General features: G+C 40.3%; 15 protein-coding genes and 1 CRISPR repeat array (1 of these 16 cut by a window edge). Of the genes, 11 read left to right on the top strand and 4 right to left on the bottom strand.

Annotation, left to right across the window (positions count from 1 at the left end):
• A CRISPR array of direct repeats spans positions 1-921; the repeat unit is 30 nt; unit sequence GTTAAAATCAGACCTTAGAGGGATTGAAAC (it extends 1,183 nt beyond the left edge of the window).
• 124 nt (positions 922-1,045) lie between these two features.
• From cas8a1 to MA_RS24805, 7 genes are all read left to right on the top strand, one after another.
• Positions 1,046-2,410, top strand: coding sequence for a type I-B CRISPR-associated protein Cas8b1/Cst1 (gene cas8a1 / locus MA_RS19120; RefSeq protein WP_011023575.1), 1,365 nt, complete (start codon positions 1,046-1,048; stop codon positions 2,408-2,410).
• A 2-nt stretch (positions 2,411-2,412) separates the two neighbouring features.
• Entirely contained in the window at positions 2,413-3,414 is a 1,002-nt protein-coding gene (gene cas7i / locus MA_RS19115) for a type I-B CRISPR-associated protein Cas7/Cst2/DevR (protein WP_011023574.1), read from the top strand.
• 1 nt (position 3,415) lies between these two features.
• Positions 3,416-4,039, top strand: a complete 624-nt coding sequence (gene cas5b, locus MA_RS19110) for a type I-B CRISPR-associated protein Cas5b (protein WP_011023573.1) — start codon at positions 3,416-3,418, stop codon at positions 4,037-4,039.
• 20 nt (positions 4,040-4,059) lie between these two features.
• Entirely contained in the window at positions 4,060-6,276 is a 2,217-nt protein-coding gene (locus MA_RS19105; protein ID WP_048065767.1) for a CRISPR-associated helicase/endonuclease Cas3, read from the top strand.
• A gap of 281 nt (positions 6,277-6,557) precedes the next feature.
• Positions 6,558-6,743: a hypothetical protein gene (locus MA_RS19100; RefSeq protein WP_048065766.1), complete on the top strand. Its 186-nt coding sequence runs from the start codon at positions 6,558-6,560 to the stop codon at positions 6,741-6,743.
• A complete protein-coding gene (locus MA_RS29545) occupies positions 6,740-6,862 on the top strand; it encodes a hypothetical protein (protein ID WP_281085359.1) in 123 nt (40 codons plus the stop codon). Before MA_RS19100 ends, MA_RS29545 begins: the two co-directional genes overlap by 4 nt.
• A 224-nt stretch (positions 6,863-7,086) precedes the next feature.
• Positions 7,087-8,721, top strand: a complete 1,635-nt coding sequence (locus MA_RS24805) for a PGF-pre-PGF domain-containing protein (protein WP_226990662.1) — start codon at positions 7,087-7,089, stop codon at positions 8,719-8,721.
• Between the two features lie 79 nt (positions 8,722-8,800).
• Here the strand turns inward: MA_RS24805 and MA_RS28980 are convergent, their stop codons facing one another.
• Positions 8,801-8,947 carry a hypothetical protein gene (locus tag MA_RS28980; protein WP_157860331.1) on the bottom strand — a complete coding sequence of 49 codons (147 nt, stop codon included), beginning with the start codon at positions 8,945-8,947 and terminating at the stop codon, positions 8,801-8,803.
• A gap of 795 nt (positions 8,948-9,742) precedes the next feature.
• Between MA_RS28980 and MA_RS19085 the strand changes: the two genes are divergently transcribed.
• The 4 genes from MA_RS19085 (at position 9,743) to MA_RS19070 (ending at position 14,247) form a co-directional block, all read left to right on the top strand.
• Positions 9,743-10,540 (top strand): class I SAM-dependent methyltransferase, encoded by a 798-nt coding sequence (locus MA_RS19085; protein WP_048066520.1) that lies wholly within the window; start codon positions 9,743-9,745, stop codon positions 10,538-10,540.
• Between the two features lie 213 nt (positions 10,541-10,753).
• Positions 10,754-11,890 carry a hypothetical protein gene (locus MA_RS19080; protein WP_011023568.1) on the top strand — a complete coding sequence of 379 codons (1,137 nt, stop codon included), beginning with the start codon at positions 10,754-10,756 and terminating at the stop codon, positions 11,888-11,890.
• 596 nt (positions 11,891-12,486) lie between these two features.
• A complete protein-coding gene (locus tag MA_RS19075; protein WP_157860330.1) occupies positions 12,487-13,215 on the top strand; it encodes a 4Fe-4S double cluster binding domain-containing protein in 729 nt (242 codons plus the stop codon).
• A gap of 459 nt (positions 13,216-13,674) precedes the next feature.
• Positions 13,675-14,247: a flavodoxin family protein gene (locus MA_RS19070; protein ID WP_011023565.1), complete on the top strand. Its 573-nt coding sequence runs from the start codon at positions 13,675-13,677 to the stop codon at positions 14,245-14,247.
• A 367-nt stretch (positions 14,248-14,614) separates the two neighbouring features.
• Here the strand turns inward: MA_RS19070 and MA_RS19065 are convergent, their stop codons facing one another.
• The 3 genes from MA_RS19065 to MA_RS19055 form a co-directional block, all read right to left on the bottom strand.
• On the bottom strand, positions 14,615-15,745 hold the full coding sequence (locus tag MA_RS19065; RefSeq protein ID WP_226990661.1) for a CapA family protein: 1,131 nt from the start codon (positions 15,743-15,745) through the stop codon (positions 14,615-14,617).
• Between the two features lie 421 nt (positions 15,746-16,166).
• The gene (locus MA_RS19060; protein ID WP_011023563.1) at positions 16,167-16,409 is read right to left on the bottom strand and encodes a hypothetical protein; all 243 of its coding nucleotides are present in this window, start codon (positions 16,407-16,409) and stop codon (positions 16,167-16,169) included.
• A gap of 793 nt (positions 16,410-17,202) precedes the next feature.
• A complete protein-coding gene (locus tag MA_RS19055; RefSeq protein WP_011023562.1) occupies positions 17,203-17,883 on the bottom strand; it encodes a class I SAM-dependent methyltransferase in 681 nt (226 codons plus the stop codon).
• Positions 17,884-18,360 lie beyond the last annotated feature (477 nt).

The raw sequence follows: 18,360 nt of genomic DNA, 5'->3' as shown, positions 1-18,360 counted from the left end.
GGCTGCGGCTCGTGCATTTGTTAAAATCAGACCTTAGAGGGATTGAAACACATCTTGGAAAGACACATCAGCCGTACTTGATTCTGTTAAAATCAGACCTTAGAGGGATTGAAACATCACTAGCATTCCTTACATTGTGATGAATGTCGTTGTTAAAATCAGACCTTAGAGGGATTGAAACGCACTATTATTTTTTATAGCAACAAAACAAAACTGTTAAAATCAGACCTTAGAGGGATTGAAACACTATGTATGAACCATTAGAGGCTACTGTGCCGAGTTAAAATCAGACCTTAGAGGGATTGAAACCACATCTGCACCGGTGTAACATGCAACTGTTTTTGAATGTTAAAATCAGACCTTAGAGGGATTGAAACCGATTCTTTTTTCAGGTTCAAGGACCTCAAAACTCTGTTAAAATCAGACCTTAGAGGGATTGAAACTGGATATCATCAGGACACCAATTGACATCCTGATAGGTTAAAATCAGACCTTAGAGGGATTGAAACGGTCATATCTGAGGATTTTAACCATGATTCAAAGGATGTTAAAATCAGACCTTAGAGGGATTGAAACCCGCTTGAAAGGTATGATAGCGTGAAAGTATATGCAGTTAAAATCAGACCTTAGAGGGATTGAAACGGTTTGCATGAAGCCATTCGCTACAGCTCCTGCAACCGGTTAAAATCAGACCTTAGAGGGATTGAAACGCAGCAACAGCAGCCGCAGACGTTCCCATTAAAGTTAGGTTAAAATCAGACCTTAGAGGGATTGAAACAATAAATGTAAATGGGAGACGGTTCCGAGTCCACGCACGGTTAAAATCAGACCTTTGAGGGATTGAAACGATTAAGTGTATTACAGGGATCACAGGGATCCTTAAAGCCAATGGTTAAAATTAGTTCTTAAAGTAAAATCCTACTTAAATAGATATTTAACTTTTTTTATTTGATGAAAAAGGAAAAGTTAATTATTTGAATAGTTTTTTCTATTTCAGAATGTTTTTTTGTGAAAGTAAGTTTTCTGGAAAATGGGAGTATAAATAATGAGCCAGAACTTTCTTTATAAGTTTACTGGAAATCCTTTTGTGGATGCTGGGATCTGGGCTATTTGCGAGTGGTCGGGTAGAAAAAAGCCTGAGGAAGTAAAAATTGAAGATCTCCAGGAGATTACCTCAGACATGGTTCCTATATATTTGACCAGTGAATGGGTAAAGAATCTTCACTCTTTTTTTCCTAATAATGCCGTTACTAATCCTTCAGTAAAAAATAAGAATCAACGACTTCTTGAGTATTTAAAGTCCTTAGTTAGTCAAATTGAACCTATAGATGTATTAACATCTGGAAACTGTGTTACTTGTGGTAGACGTAATGTCGAACAGATCAGGACAAAAACAGAAATACCTCTTATTGGGTCAGGCGGAATGATCAATTATTTCCCAAGTGGACAGCCTGGAGCTGATTATTGTCCTGCATGTACTTTTGCAGTCCAGTTTTCTCCTCTGGTCTCTTATTCCTGCGTAAAACTTCTGCTTCTCCATTCAGACTCAGAAAAAGTAATGCATTACTGGGCAGATAAAGCAATAAAAGATATTCGAAGACAGATTTCAGTAAATAGTTACAGTGGCTGTTACGATGAAGGATATAAAAATCCTGTTAATGCTCTTTTCCACATAATTGAAGATATAATCCTTCAATATGAAGAGAACTGGATAACCGAAAATCCTTCTATAAATATGTATCATTTTACAAACTACATTCAGGGGCCTGATCTTGATATCTATAGAGTTCCAACTCCTGTGTTCAGATTCCTGGCTTTTGTCAAACAAATGGACCAATTTTCGGAATGGAAAAAAATTGTCAGAAAGGGCTATTTTCACCAGGACAAAATAAAGGAAGGGGATGACTACAAAAATAGAGGAAATTCCGTTTACATAAATCTTCTTAAAGGGAACTCTATTGTGAAATATTTCATAGATAACAAAACTCGGCAGGTCTATGGAGATTGGGAATTACTAGGATATTATTTGACAGAGGTAAGAAATATGGGCGGTAAGAGATTGGATACTCTCAAGAAGGTTGGGGACAGCCTCTCTGAGTACATAAAAGATACCCAAAATATAAAAAGACTAAACCAGCTTGAAATGGCAAGCAACTTTGCCACATTCAGGAATCAACTGAGGTTGATTGAAAAAGACAGAATTAAACTGGGAGATCAAGACTCTATTTTTACTCTCGAAGAATTTATGGAAGACCTCTTCCCTGAAGGAAATATGGGCTGGAAAGAGACTCAGGATCTTTTACTTTTCAGGATTTACGAAAATCTGCATAACTGGCTTGTTGAAAAGGATACTTTAAAATCTGAACTTATTTTTAGTGAGGAAGGAACGGAATTATCTGAGGAGAACTGACTATGACACGCACGGTAAACGGTTTCATGCTTATTGATGCTCCCCATTCAGCATTAAACAACGCAGGAAATGACAGCAGTGAGCGGACAGAAAATATTGTCAGAGTAAAGGTGATTAGGAAAGGAAGAAAAGTTTATCCGTATGTCTCGGGCCAGGCTCTCAGGTACTGGTGGCGGACTACCTTGGAAGAAAAATTCGACTGGAAAGTTTCTCCTATCGAGCGCGAGAAGAAAATAGCATTTACAAATGCTAATCCTGTCGAATATGATGATGACGATGTTTTTGGATATATGAGGGCTCTCAAAAAAGCAGATGGTGGCACTGTTACAAGACTTTCGGTCCTGAAAAATTCGCCTCTCGTTTCTGTTACAGGCCAGGTTCCTACAGAAGATTTCGGAGTAATGGCTCGCCACGAAGGCGATCCTGTTCCTTATGAACACGAATTTTATTCCACTGTTTTGAAAGGGATCTTTTCACTCGACCTTGGCAATATAGGTGTGTTCTACAAAAGTGAAAAAACTGGGTACAAAAACATGTATCCTGAACTCGAAGCAATTGCAGAGAAGAATGGAGCTGCACAAGTAGAAAGTAAGTGGGTAATGCCTGCCGAAGTCAGGACAAAAAGAGCAAAAGATGTTTTAAAAGCTCTTCCGTATCTCGCAGGCGGTGCGAAACAAACTTCGCATCTTACTGACGTCTCTCCAAAGCTTCTCATACTTGTAGGAATAGACGGTGGAAATCACCTATTCATGAATCTCGTCAGAGAGGAAAACGGAGAAGCTTCTCTGGATATTGAAGCTCTGGAAGACGTAATTTCCGATTATTCAGATATCCTGTTGACTGATATCTATATCGGAAGGCGTAAAGGTTTCATGGAGGAGCTCGATCCCGTACTTAAAGCCCTAACTGAAAAATATGCGGGCAACAGTCCGAAAGTAATTTACGGCTCTATAAACGAAACAGTTGATTCTTTTGTGCAAGTGATTCCCGGGCTGATGGGGTAAGATGAAAGTTTTAAGGATCAAAATTGAGGGCTGGACCGCATCTTTCAGGTATCCGGGTTTTATAAGCGGTTTCCAGCCTACTCTTCCAGTTCCTCCCGTAAGTACTGTATACGGGTTGATTTCAGCAGCAAGAGGAGAGTTAACTGTCCCTGCCGATGTGAATATTGGTTATGTATTTGACTTTGAGAGTAAAGCCGTAGACCTTGAAACTATCTACGAATTAAGTCCAGGACTTTCTGCAAAATCAAATGTAATAAAAAGAGAATTCCTGTATAATCCTACACTCTATCTCTACCTTGATAGGCCCGATTTTGAGAAACACTTCCGTAAGCCTCGATATCCCCTTCTCTTTGGCAGATCTGGAGACCTGGCAAAAGTTTCAGAATTAAAAGAATTGGAACTTGAAGAAGAGGCTGGGAAGAGATTAGGAAAAACAATTCTTCCCTTTGGAATCAAAGGCGCATATGGTTTAGTTCAGGCTCTCCCAAGTCATTTTACAGATACAATTCCCAGAAAAGCCGTAGGGGTAAAGCCATATCTTTTGATGGATGAGTTTTTTGTCTATCCTGAAAAGTGCTTGTTCGACCCGGAAATGGATTGGGCGGTCTGGCTTCATAAGAATTGATAGTAAGTAATGGAAGAAATATGGTAATTCTTGCTAAAACAGATCCCGACGAAACTCTGCTGGAACATACAGAAAAAGCTCTTATGGTTTTCAAAAGCATAAAGGATGCTTACCCTGAAACGCCTAAGATCTGTGGAGTGCCTGAATTCTGGGAGCATCTTTTCTATTCTATTTTTTTCCATGACTTTGGAAAGGCTGCATCAGGATTTCAAAAAGCTCTCTCTGGAATGGAAAAATGGAAATACAGGCATGAAATTCTCTCTGCAGGTTTTGTTTCTGGGCTTGAATATGATAATCAACCTAAAGATGCCATAGCCATGGCAATAATCACGCACCATAAAGATGTATCTTATTTGCGAGAAATGTTTCAGACGTATCCAAGCCCGGTTGGCAAAAAAAGGTATACTGAAAAGCTGCAGGAATTAACTCCTAACTTTGAAGAACTCAGGGAAATTCAAAGAAAAATTCCAGAAATCAGCGGGAAATACCTGGGTTTTGAATTAAATAAATTTAGAGAAAGAGAATCAATAGAAGAAATGGTTGATTCTTATAAAAATACCGTACTACCCTATAAAAAGCAGCTTGAAAACGATGAATTAACAAGTTTGCATGGAAAATACGGAATATTTCTTAAAGGGTTTTTAACAGCCTGCGACCATCTTGCATCAGGAGGAAAGTACGGCTTATTATGTGGAATTGAAGACATGAAAGCTGTATACAATTTTTCCGAAATGAGAAAGACTCAGAGTCAAGCTTCAGAAACAAAAGGAGATGCCTTTTTAATCGCACCTACTGGAAGTGGAAAAACAGAAGCTTCGTTGTTCTGGAGTCATGCAAACCAGAATCTTAGCAAGTCTAAAAGGGTCTTTTACCTGCTTCCCTATACTGCCAGCATAAATGCAATGTATAAACGGCTTCAAAGGGATTTTAAAGACCCTGAACTTACCGGTATTCAACATGGAAAAGCTATGTACTATCTGTACCGGAGCTTTGAGGATGAAGAAGATTACTTGATTGCAACTGAAAAGGCAGAGCAGGTAAAAAACCTCACAGATAAAATTTACAGGCCTTATAAAATAGCGACTCCCCATCAAATTCTTAAATCCATGTTTGGAATTCGAGGTTTTGAGCAGAACCTTGCAGAAATGTCTAATGCTCTTTTTATAATGGACGAAATCCATGCTTATGATGCTCATACAACTGCTCTGATACTTGAAACTTTAAAGATCTTAAAAGAGTATCAAGCTAGTTTTTTGATTATGTCTGCTACTCTTCCTTCTTTTCTGAAAGAAATGTTCAAGCGAGAACTGGGAATCACAACAGAAATTTCCTTTACAGAATCTGAACTTAATGAGTTTACAAGACATAGAGTTTCTGTTCTTAAAGGAGGTATTTTTGATAATTTGGATCTCATTCAAAAAGAGCTTGATGATAACAAAAAAGTGCTTGTTGTTTGTAACACCGTGGCTCAGGCTCAGAAGATATACACCTTGCTTTCTGAAGGAATAGAAAATTGCGGCTTAATCCACGGAAGATTTATCCTCAGAGATAGGGAAGAAATTGAATCAAAATTAGAGAATCTGAATCTTCTAGTTGGCACACAGGCAATTGAGGTCTCTCTTAATATAGATTATGATGTACTGTTTTCCGAGCCAGCTCCTCTCGATGCCCTTATCCAAAGGTTTGGAAGAGTTAATCGAAAAGGATGGGAAGAAAAAATAATCAAACCTGTATATGTTTTTGAACAAGGATCTGAAAATGACAAATATGTTTACAAAAACCAGGAAATAGTCTCTAAAAGTCTGGAGCTGTTAAGCAAAGAGGATATTCTGGGAGAAAGCAGAATTCAAAAACTTGTGGATGAAGTTTATTCTAGTGGGTATCAGAGCTCTGATCTGGCATCTTTCGAAATGGTAAAAAAGAACTTCCCCAAGTTTCATAGCAGAATTTTTCCCTTTATAAATGAAAAAGAAAATAAGGAAGAATTTTATAACCTATACCAATCAGTTGAAGTTGTTCCAATTCAGTATAAACTTGAATATCTTGAGGAGATAGAAAATAGAAGATATTTTGAAGCTATGAAGTATGTTGCCTCGATAAGCGTTGGTCAATACAAAAAACTAATGCACAACAATCAACTAGAGATTGATTCTGACATGATATTCGCAAGTGTTGAATATAGTCCTGAGTTGGGTCTTTTGTTGGCTTCGGAGGAGACTATTTTAGGGATTTTCTAATCCCAGTAAAAATCTTAAATCCTAACTTTATTCATAAGTTCTAATTTTATTCATAAACAAGCTCTTTTAAAACAAGGATTGAAACTTAAGCGACTGTGCAGGAACTTATCCATCTCTTTGAGATTCGAAAACAAGATCCACTAAAACAAGGATTGAAACAGTATAAAAAAGTTGTCCAAAGCAGAATCCTCTGTAGCACCCAAACACAAAGGATTCTGCTTTTTCTTTTTTTGGAGTGAACATTGTAAATTTGTGTTCAAAGTATATAAAATGTACTCCTTGTGCAAGATTCGAAAGCAGGATCCACTAAAACAAGAATTAAAACAGCTGACGGTGCATCAGTATTTGAAAATACCAGGCCAGGCGAAAAAGTCGAAGGGTGTGAGGTAATTGAAAGCCTCAAAAAAGACTATTGGAGAGGGAAGGGACCTGATCCAAAACCTTCTGCGACTGCGGTAGATACATGAGAAACGTATATGTGAAGGCCACAGTTGACGGAAAAAGTGACATTGTCAAGGTTGGCCTGGTTTGCAAGTGTGAGAATTTCATCCCCGATGAAGAAGGGCTGGATAAATTACCTGTTTAATAAAAACCGACTTATACTATGCGAAAAATATATGAACTAAAAAATGTAGGGGTGTTATTCTGACAAAAAAGTTATTATCTATTCTATTCGCTGCAGCTCTAGCCCTTCAGGTCCTCGCTGGATCTGCAGCAGCTACAACCTTTACGGTCGATGACGACGGACCCGGAAACTATACAACGATCCAGAGTGCGGTGAATGGAGCTTCCACCGGTGATCTGATTGTAGTGAAGCCTGGGGTATACCATGAAACTGTTGATATAACTGTTCTGGAACTTGTGTTCAAAGGCGAAGGGATGCCAGAGGTCGACGGATTCAAAGAAGATATTCCTGGCGAGAATCCAAAAATAGCTATCTGGGGATTCAACATCACCGGAACTGGCATAAGCATTGACGGGAAATACAGTGGAGGGAATAATATTCATGACAATGTATTCCGTGAATGCGGGATATATCTTGGTATACAGGAATTTTCAGAGGATGACATTATTGAAAATAATGTGTTCAACGGTGGAGAAACGGCAATTAATTATGACGGGGATAGTGGTTTAAAAATTCGAGGCAACAAAATATCTGATGCAAATACCGGGATAAAAATTGATTCGATGCACTCTCAAAACCGGGTAAAAGAAATTTCAGGAAACACTGTCCAGGGGTGTGATGTCGGACTGGTCCTGGAAGATTATACCAGAGTTGATGAAATTTATAATAATGTTTTCAACAATACAGAGAATTTCAAAATTAGTCCCGGACCATACTTTGACATGATCCCAAAAGTACAAAGCTGGAATAAAGCCAACCTGTCAAAAGATGAGAACATCATCGGTGGCCCATACATCGGAGGAAACTACTGGGCCACTCCTTCGGGAGATGGTTTTTCTCAAACTCATCTGGATACTGACGGCGACGGGATTGCAGAAGAAGAATACCAGATAAGCGAAGGAAATGTTGATTATTTCCCCCTGGTCACTCCCAGGGTAGAACCCGGGGAAGAACCTGAAGAAGAACAGCCTGAGTATGAGGACAATAGTACTGAAGACAACTCGACTGACGTTATCCTGCCAGGGAACGAGACTAACTCTACCGACGATACAACAGTGGACAGCTCCAGCAACTCAGGCGGCAGCCGCAAGAGTTCAGGAGGTTCGTCCGGAGGCGGTGGTGGAGGGTCCCCTGAGCCTGCAAAGAATGTTGAAGTTAAGGAGCTCTCCCAGGTCTTTATCACAAACGGTAAGGCTGTTAAGTTCGAGTTCAAAAACAATGCAACCTGCGTGGTCTCTGTAGACTTCGACGCGATCAGGAACGCAGGCAAGACCACAACTATTGTCGAGCAGCTAAAAAACAAGTCCGCCCTGGTCCCTGAACTTCCTGCAGGTGAGACGTACAAATCCTTTAATGTCTGGGTTGGTAACAGCGGATATGCAACCTCAAAGAATATAGAGGACCCTGGCCTGACCTTCAGGGTGGAAAAAGCCTGGATTAAAGACAATCAGGTAGAGCAGGACACAATCACCCTGAGCAGGTACGTGGATGAGGACGAGCATGATGGCAAGGATGGTGCCTGGACAGAACTGAATTCAACTCAAGCCGGAGAGGATGATAAGTTCCTGTACTTCTCAGCAGAAACCCCAGGGTATGGTTCGTTTGCAATTTCCGGAGCTCCTACCCTGAAAGCCCCGGGAAAGCAAGTCCTTGAGCTGCAGGCTGAGAACAGGACGGTTGGATCCGTGAACGCTTCAGAGGAAGAGGACAAAGGGGCTGAGGAAAGCAACGGGGTTGGAAAAACTCTTATAAACATCGGAATTGTAACCTGTGCCCTTGTAGTCGTAATAGGACTGGCATTAAAAGGCGCAAAGAAGTAAGGAGGAGTAATTACTTCGCAGTCTTTGCGAAGATCTTCTTCAATTCTTTTCTATTTTCTTCCGGTGCGCTCCGCATTAATTACCTCTCCGGAATGTTCCTGGAGGGAGAACCGTACTCATGAACAAGGGCTATGCATGCCCTTTTTTCTTTTCCATCAAAGACGTTTACCTCGGCAGTCAGTCCATACACCCGGTGTCGATCTGTTGGAGAGCTATCATTCGTCAAAAAGCAGTTTTGAAGAACCCTTCCTCCTGATAGTGGCTTCCTTCAGAGACAAGGTCAACTGATCAGGAGAAATCTTTTCTGTCATTTTATCTTCCGGGAACATGCTTGCCTGCAGGATCCCACTCTCAGCTTTCTCTTTTAAAGTAGCTTCCCGGGTTCCAGCGAGGCAAGCACTTTCTCAGAATTTGACGAAAACTTTAGCATATCACATCAACTTTTCCCAGAGTCACTGAGCCAGAAAACCTATGACCAGACAGGCCCCGAGAATACAGGCACGCCAGTGTTCCAGGCTTGAAACTCTGCATTCCAGTGTACAAATAGACTCAGACTCATTTGTTTTTTTGCTGTGGTCTCAATATTTTCGAACTTTGTGTCAAATTCGAGAGCAAAATCCACTAAAACAGGGATTGAAACAACTATACAAATTTTGTTTTCTTGTTGAAAATAAGCCATATCCTTATACAAAAAAGATTATGACTCTGTAGCTGAAATAAGACGGGGTAAAAAGTTTTCTCATTTATTTGATTCAATATCAAAACTGGTCACAGTACCTGTATACAAAGATTTTTGGATATGTGATGAAGGGATCTTGAAAGCCGGCATAGAAGATGATTGGGTGAAGGCCGGATATGATAATTTGCTATAAGGAGAACTTGGGCCTGTTATGTTACCTTGCGGAGTCACATATTTGATTCTTCAGGGTTTTGTTTCAGGACAGGGGATACACTCTTAGATGATGGGATCAGTCCCTTTAAAATTTGGAAGGCGGTTTTAAGGACGGATACATGCAGGACAGTGGAAGCATTTTATGATGGTAATCCGGAATATGAATGGCGGAGGCTTGAGATACACCGGATTGAATATGAAACAACACGCAGATATCTGGATATTTACCTGCCCAAAAAATCTAGAATACTCGACGTAGGGGGAGGGCCCGGAAGATATTCCATATATCTGGCTTCACAGGGGCATAATGTTACACTTTTTGACCTTTCTTCAAAGAACATTTTACTTGCAAAGGCAAAAGCTGAAGAGCAAGGCGTACATTTAGAGGGCTTTATTCACGGCAATGCGCTTGAACTTGATCACCACACAAAAGGCCGATTTGATGCAATCCTTTGTATGGGGCCTTCATATCATCTTACTGATGAGAGTCAAAGACATATTGTAATCGATAAGTGCGTAAATGTTCTGAAGCCTGGCGGTATTCTGTTTGTGTCGTTCATTTCCGCATTTGCACCTATAATTGATATGATGAAAGGATACCCGCATATGATTCTGGACGAAAAGGACAGATTATTGGATTACCTGAAGGATGGGACCAATATTGTTTCTGAGGAAAATCCCGGATTCACGGACGCGTGGTTTGAAAATCCGGCAAATATAGAGGGTATTATGAAAAAGTATCCGCTTGAGAAATTAGTTATTACTGCAATAGAGGGGATGTTGTCGCCGAATGAGGGAAAAATAAATAGTCTGCCGGAGGACTGCTTTAATGCATTTATCGAGCTTTCCATGAAACTATCCACAAACCCGATGACATGGGGCAGCTGCGAGCATATGCTCTATATTGGAAGGATAAGTAAGTCCTGAAAGAATTATATCAAAAGCCGGAGCTGGGCTTAAAAAGCAGTAAAGGGGCTATTTGAGAGCAAGATCCATTAAAATAAGGATTGAAACTTCCCCGCACCTCGGGCTGCGGATGGCTGCATGCGCTGTAACTGGCAACGAGAAATAAGAGAGTCTGCTTATACTCAGCCTGGCGGGCGGGGCCTGTCTGCAATTCAAAATATAGTTATTGCGTAGTTGAAAGAGGGAAATGCGATGGAAACCCGGGATCTCATCCGATGGCTGTTAAAAGAAGGCGGGCCTGTCATCCGATACCGGAGCATGTGCGAGCTGGAAGGGTCTCGCACGCTTTCCGGTGACGAAGCTCAATTGGATACTCTGCTCTGGACTGAAAAGACCCGCTGGCTATTGGAACAAATGGATCTCTTCGGGCCGATTACGCACGTCGATAACCGCGTGTTTAACTCCCTGCACGGGATGAAACCTACTTGCCTCGAAAACGTTATTCCGCGGCTTCTGGAGCGGGGATTGCGGGCAGGAATAACGAGCTTCGATGAAAAGATGGAGCGCTTCCGGCAATACGTGGATAATCCCCTGGTTCACAGGGCGCTTGAGAAACCCGAATCTGCCTCTGTCGAGGAGGGAAGGGCGCTCTTTATTGCTACCGTCATGGCTTCGTACTTTTTGCGCGGCGGATACGAATACGATGAGATCATTCAATTCGTGATGCATAGGATGGAATTGTTATCCCGGCTGGCGGCGGAAAAAAATTATGACATTCATATGTCGGATGCGGAACTGGTCCGCCTCCCGAAGAAATGGGCAGGAAAACCTATCATCCGCCCGGAAATGGTACCCTCAAGCGGAACCAAACCATTACCCCTGATCCATGATCTCTTTGCCTTTGCTTACCTGCCAGCAGTGTTCCTGAAAAACCAAAACCGGCATCAGCTTGAAGATATCGTGGCTTATGTAACCGACGAGCGTTACCGGGCTTTCCCTCCAGGTTATGGCTACATCTGGCCGGAAAGCAATAGGCGAGTTTGTTATGCCTGTGGGTGGAATCTCGATCTGCCCTACCTGGGCAGCGAAAATCCATATCAGCAGCGAAAAATAGTTCAATATATGGAACTGTTGGCACATTTTCCAGCGGCGCGAAAATCCCCCTGGTTTCAGAAAAGGATGCAAATCCTGGAAACCTACCAAACGGAGAGGGGCACTTACTGTTTTCCATCCCCCTATCTGGTGGAAAAGAAAGCAGGATACTATGTGGGAGGCGCGTATATGGGGCTGGAAGATAACCGCAGGAATCCAAAGACCCTGGAATTGGAATCAACTTTCAGAATGTTATTGATCAAGAAACAGATCGCCTAACTGCTGTCCAGCTTGACTGCCCGTCCATCGTCAGTATGGAAAATCGGGATGTGGCTGCGATAACCGTGGAGAGGTATGAATTGGGAAAATATCGCGTGGAAGTTGCTTAAAAAGCCAAAATATATACAATATCAAACACGCCGTTATATATTCGAGGAGTCCATGTCTGCGGATATAGAGCACTTTTCCCACAGAACGAAACGATCCCCGGGTTATTCACGAGCAAAACCTACTAAAACAGGGATTGTAACTTACATCCTGATGTGCATCAGGGCTTTCATCAATTCATTCGCGGGCAAGGTCCGGTCTTGTCTCTGAGTTATGGATCAATTCCGAAAAAGCGAGTATATCCGCCGTATTTAATGAATATATTGAGAGATTCTTACGCTTCCGTTTTTCAAGGACTCACACCCACGACCAGAACTCCGGCAACGACAAAAGGAATAACTGATCACACATGGAGTTTTAAGGAATTATTAACGTTCAGGATTCCTGTTCAATAAATTGAAAATCCGGCCCAATAATTAACAACCAAAAATAAGGTTTCGTAGATTATCATCTCCTGAAGGGCTTTGTAAATGGAAACAATAGATAGTGTGAAACAAATATCCTCGGAAATTAGGAATTCCCTGCTGAAAGAGGGAGCATCCCTTGTTGGATTTGCCGATATCAGGCCTATCCCGTCAGAGGCACGGCAATCGATGGATCATGCAATCTCCATTGGCGTGGCGCTAAATCCTGCCATTATCCGACGGGTAGGACTAAACGGGCCGACCAGAGAATATTCTTACGATAAAGTACGGGCAAACAGTCTTGCAAACTACCTTTGTGAATTTGGGACGAAACTCCTGACGGACAGAGGATATAAAGCCGTTCCACTTTTGGCGGATGACCACAAGAAAGTCGATAAACAAACAGTGAGTGCTCCATTCCAGCATAAAACAGCGGCGACAAGGGCTGGTCTGGGCTGGATCGGGAAATCGGCGTTGCTTGTCACGGAGGAGTACGGTTCCGCCCTAAGGCTAAGTACCATCCTGACCGATGCCGTACTTGAATGCGGGACCCCGATAGAGATCTCGAAGTGCGGCGAATGCCAGGAATGTACAAACGCTTGTCCGGCAAAAGCAATAAATGGAACACTCTGGGACATCGCAAAGAGCAAAGAGGACATCCTTAAAGGCAGAAATCACCTGATAAATTTAACAAACTGCAGCCGATACTATTCTAAAACTAATGAAATGCTTGGCATAGTAGCGCCGGCAAGAGTGTGTGGCATTTGCATAGCGGCCTGTCCAAAGACCAAGCGTTACATCGGAGAGAAATAGATTATGAGAAGGATTTCTGAAAAGGTATGTCTATTTACCCATTACTGTCGAGCTTTGTGAAGATAACGGTACTGCTACAAAAACACAGGTTCAAAAAGGCCAAATGGCCAAAATGCTTTATCGGCGAGATCATGAAAGTGAGAGAAGGCACCTCTGCTGTCTGTGATCGGGACACATTCCCATGTGGGATGGGAAAATCTTGTGGGGGAGTTGCTTGAAATAGCTGATCCATCCATCCAATATCGAATCGCCGGGATATCTTCAATGAGCCTGTGTTCGCGGATATAGATTGCCTTTACCACGGAGCAGTAATAGATCCCCCAGGTTATTCAAAAGCAGATCCACTAAAACAAGTATTGAAACAATATTTTCTTTGTCTGCGGATGAAGATAATATTTATATACTGTTCAGGATCAAGATCCTGAAACTGGATTGAAACTTACTAATCGGGGTATAATTATGAAAATAATGGTTATAACAAGTAGTCCCAACAAAGAAGGTTTAACTGCAAGCTGCGGCGAAGCTGCAAAAAGGGGGATTGAAAAAGGAAACGGCGAAGCAGTAATGGTCCGATTGAACGATTTAAATATTCTCAGGTGCGAGGCCTGTGATCAGGGATGGGGGATCTGCAGGCAGGAAGATAGATGTAAGCTGGAAGATGATTTTGAGAAGGTTCATGAAGCTATGGGTGAAGCTGATGGTTATGTCGTTGTCACTCCCGTATACTGGGGGGAAATGAGCGAATCAGCCAAAGCTTTCTTCGACAGGTTAAGAAGATGCGAAGCGAAATTTTCATCTGATGAAAGGAACAAAATACAGAATAAACCATTCATATGCGTGGCAGCTGCAGGCGGCAGCGGAAATGGCACTCTAACCTGCCTGACCGGCATGGAAAGACTGTTTTTCCACCTGAACAGGAGGGACTATAAAAATATCACAAAATTCGATTATATAGGCGTCACCCGGAGAAATAAAAGTTATATGCTTGACGCAATCGAAGCCGGCGCTTTAAAAATGGCTAAAGGCGAATAATTCATTTTACCAGCAACTTCCGTAAATTACGAGATATCATTGTAAAGATTGTAAGAAGAAATCGATTTCATTAATGCAGTTTTTTCTCCAGGAACCGTTCGCATTATAGTGCGGTTCTGCATAAATCCCTGCCCATGCGCAGAGCCTGTGCATAATGCACTGTTGTATCCTGAAATGATTTCGTAGGTCCAAAACCATTTGAAAGTTCAATCTACGATACAATAGCAGGCGACCCAAAAGGTTAAATGTTGAGTAAATTCAAATTCCGTTTAGGTACTGTGAGATAATCATGTAAAATGAAACAAATTCGAAGTTGAAGTAAAATAGCGGGTCACCTGTCTACGATATATCTCTGCAATAAAAGAAATTAAAAAAGCGAAATCATTTCAGGATACAACACAGAATTATCGCTAAGTAATTTAAATTCCGTATCAAATGCCTTCCCTTCCCTGTTTAAAATGTTTTTTGTCCATTCCGCGTCATTATGGCCTGCGTAGTTTAATCTAAAATTTTTTATCTGCATGGGGACGATCTTTAGTTTGCTTATATTTCCCGTATCAGCGTCGAAGCCGGCAAAATACATTAAGGCGAGGTCTTCCCTGTACATTTCACAGTCTGTTATCCCTTCATAATCATTTATAAAATCACCGCATCCGTATAATATTAATCTATTTTTATAAACCTCAATGCCTACTGGATGATGCGATGAATGGCCGTGCACTATGTTTACTCCTGCCAGATCGACAAGGTTATGCGCAAACTCCATATGAGCCCCGGGTATTTTGTAGCCCCAGTTGCCACCCCAGTGGATTGATACTATCGAAATATCATTCTCGCCTCTTATTGCGTCGAATTTTTCCTTTATATTCCTGACCGTATCTATTGAATAATCGGGAATAAGATTTACCCCGGCTTTGTTGTTTTCAGCGCTCCATTCATTCGGTATGCCGCTTGTAATTGAGCCGCAGGAATATATTAAAACTCTCCCCTTCCCTTTTAAGTCAAATACGGCAATTTTTTCAGCTAAAGACTTATCGATTCCTGCGCCTGCAAATTTTATTTTTGCATCGTTGAGTGTTTTAACGGTTTCATCAAGCCCCTTATATCCCCAGTCCAGGACATGATTATTGGCAAGGGAAGTAAAATCAATCCCCACGTTCTTTATTACGTCAATATTTTGAGGATTTAACTTATAATGAACTTCCTTATGTTTCCAGTAATCCCTGCTTGATGTTATGCTTGTTTCAAGGTTTATAATCTTTAAATCCGGTTTTTTATTGTCAAATTCTTTTAATGCATCTCCCCAGACATATGAATAATCCACAGGTTTATTAATCTCGCCGTTTTTGGCTTCTGCAATATACACATACCATTTTGCAGACTTCATGCACGGCTCATAAATCTCCGGATCGCCCGGATGAGGCAGAATCTGGTCAATCCCCCTTCCGGGCATAACATCGCCGCATAGGAAAATTGAAATTATTTTTTCTATGAGCATATCCATAATTTAATTCCGGATATCATTTATAATATTTCATTACATTATTATAAAATTTCTGAATTTTGGCAAATAACATAGACTGTCCGTAAATCTATTGTGTTTTTCAATAAGATGCCTACAATAATTTCTAGTGCTGCGATTCCGAAGTATGTTCACAAAAATTTGATGTTTGAATCTATCCAGTGATCACGAATTTCTCGCTAAATAAGGAATTTATTTTGGAATCTTTTGAGTCTTTTTCCATATTCGAGAGCAAGATCCATTAAAACAAGGATTGAAACAGAACTACGGGGTTTTCATTCAGTTCATCAGAATAATTCGAGAGCAAGATCCATTAAAACAAGGATTGAAACTTAAGTGATCCGAACGGAACGAAGTGGAGTGAGAGCTCAGAGGGGCTTGAGTAAATCTGGTGTCCTTATTTCTCTTTAGACTTTTTAATAATATCAATCACAGCAAGAATTATTCCAAACCCCATTAAACTATAACCAATTAGTCTGTCATCGCCAAAAATAATCCCGGCTAAAACAAATCCAAAGGCCAAACCTGCTAAAGGTGTGAGTTTTCTTTCTTTCTTATTTTTCTTTACAAAAAACACAAGTAAAGCGATGATAGCTAAGATAACGATTGATGTTATTATGTAAAATTGTGATATAATCATATTACATTAATTTATTATTCGTTGTATCTAAATCTGTTGAATCTCAGGGGCTCCAGATTTATTTCACTTAACTCGTTTTTATGCGAAGTGTCTTCATAATTAAAATCAAATATTGCATATCATACGAAGTTATGGCAGTCTTCAATCGTATAAAAACTAACTCAACTACACTTCTTTTTAAGCGAATATGAAAACTGAACTACAACACAAATATCGATTATTTTACATTTTCACATTGAATGTCCACACTGTCAACGTGAGCTGTCCAAATCATATTGCTGCCACAATATTGGCAGACAATTATATCTTTAAACACCGATTTTTCAAAACTACTTTTTATTCTTCATCATTAAAGACAGTTTAAATGAAGACAATTTAAGTCCATTCTTTTTTGACAGTGACCACAAAAAATAATCTCTGTGAGTTTATTTTTTGCGTTGAGGAAGTGAATTCGTTCGTACTTTCACGGCCGCTATTTTATCAAAATTCTTCGATCATTAGGTGCTCTTAAAACGTCATCATTTGCCAGTACGAAGTTTAATTCAACAGCAAGATCCACTGAGACATGGATTGAAATTCCTCTTGCTGTGAGCTCAAAATGGAAAAAACTAGACTAATTTGCGGACAAGATCCATTAAAACACGGATTGAAGCTGCAGTATCCGCCTCCAGACATTATATTTGATTCTCCAATTGTGTTTAGTTTGAAAAACCCATTAAAAATTGGAACTCGTTACTTTCCTGAAGCTCAAGATGCTGAAGATCATAGTTTTTTGGCACTGCCTTATTACTTCTCACTTTGTTTTTCTGGCCTTTATTACTTCTGAAGGAAATGTGTTTTGACTTATTTCTTCTGTTTCAAGTAATTCAAAACCACTCAATTTTATATTCTCTTTCAATTTAATAGGACGGCAGTAGGTTATTATATATGGAAAATATTTGGCAATGTAAAACCAGATCCTGTTGTGCCATTTTTCTCCAAATGCCATCGAAGTTATAACTAATCTGCCTCCGGGCTTTAAGACCCTGTTAAATTCCCGGAGGACTTCATCAATTTTTTCTCCTGGAAATAGGTCCAGCATATAATTATTGATTAGTACATCAAAATATTGATCCTGATACTGTAAATTTAAGGCATTACCTTCGTTTAGATTATAGTTTTTATTATTGACATCCTTTAACCTTTTTTTTGCTCTTTTAAGCATATCATCAGAAATATCGATCCCTTCGTTTTCTCCCTCAGGATTCAATTTGACAATATGTTCAAACATTATCCCGGTACCGACCGCAACCTCCAGAACTTTTTCTCCGTTTTTTATTTTTGACATCTCCAAAGCCTTATTAACGGCTTTTTCCTCTGCAAATCTACTCCATAAATCATAAAACCAGGCTACTTTAGAAAAAGAGTTTTTTATTTTTTCAACTGAAAAATCTCTTTTCAGGATGTTAATCTTCGTTTTCTCCCTCCTAATCAATTATAATCACTACCGTATAATATCTATCGACACCAAGTATTTTTATATTTTTCATTATCTGACTCCCCATTTCTTAAGAAAACAGAATTAAAATCAGACCTTAAATGGATTGAAACCTGAGTTCGGCTTCAATAACACCGGAGAAAATAGAATTATTGCCGTTACTATGAAAGAGAATGCTCCGTCTCAGCAAGTCCTTACAAATCTTGGTTTCAAACTGTAGACAACAGGCCTCTTTATGGGTGTGAAGTGAGGGTGTGACGTGAAGGTGTGAAGTGAAAGTGTGAAGTGATGTACTATGAGTTCACTAAAGCAACATTCCAGGCCAAACATGGCGTTTGAGAGGGACTCTTGTATCTCGGCAACCCTAAGCTTTTTATTCGTCAATGAAGTGCTTTTAAAGATAAAGCATGTATTCACAGTTGAAATCGATCAGTCTAACCAAAAAACGATCAGCAGAGCCACCTCATTAACAAT

It is taken from the genome of Methanosarcina acetivorans C2A, from assembly GCF_000007345.1.
Lineage (GTDB): Archaea > Halobacteriota > Methanosarcinia > Methanosarcinales > Methanosarcinaceae > Methanosarcina > Methanosarcina acetivorans.
The sequence above is the reverse complement of the archived record's forward strand: the minus strand, read 5'-3'. Positions and strand labels throughout refer to the sequence as shown.

Bases quoted from the DNA above. Each gene is read 5' to 3' on its own strand.
- cas5b (WP_011023573.1), top strand. From the start codon at position 3,416: ATGAAAGTTTTAAGGATCAAAATTGAGGGCTGGACCGCATCTTTCAGG.
- MA_RS19060 (WP_011023563.1), bottom strand. From the start codon at position 16,409: ATGATTATATCACAATTTTACATAATAACATCAATCGTTATCTTAGCT.
- MA_RS19070 (WP_011023565.1), top strand. From the start codon at position 13,675: ATGAAAATAATGGTTATAACAAGTAGTCCCAACAAAGAAGGTTTAACT.
- MA_RS19105 (WP_048065767.1), top strand. From the start codon at position 4,060: ATGGTAATTCTTGCTAAAACAGATCCCGACGAAACTCTGCTGGAACAT.
- cas8a1 (WP_011023575.1), top strand. From the start codon at position 1,046: ATGAGCCAGAACTTTCTTTATAAGTTTACTGGAAATCCTTTTGTGGAT.
- cas7i (WP_011023574.1), top strand. From the start codon at position 2,413: ATGACACGCACGGTAAACGGTTTCATGCTTATTGATGCTCCCCATTCA.
- MA_RS29545 (WP_281085359.1), top strand. From the start codon at position 6,740: ATGAGAAACGTATATGTGAAGGCCACAGTTGACGGAAAAAGTGACATT.
- MA_RS19065 (WP_226990661.1), bottom strand. From the start codon at position 15,745: ATGCTCATAGAAAAAATAATTTCAATTTTCCTATGCGGCGATGTTATG.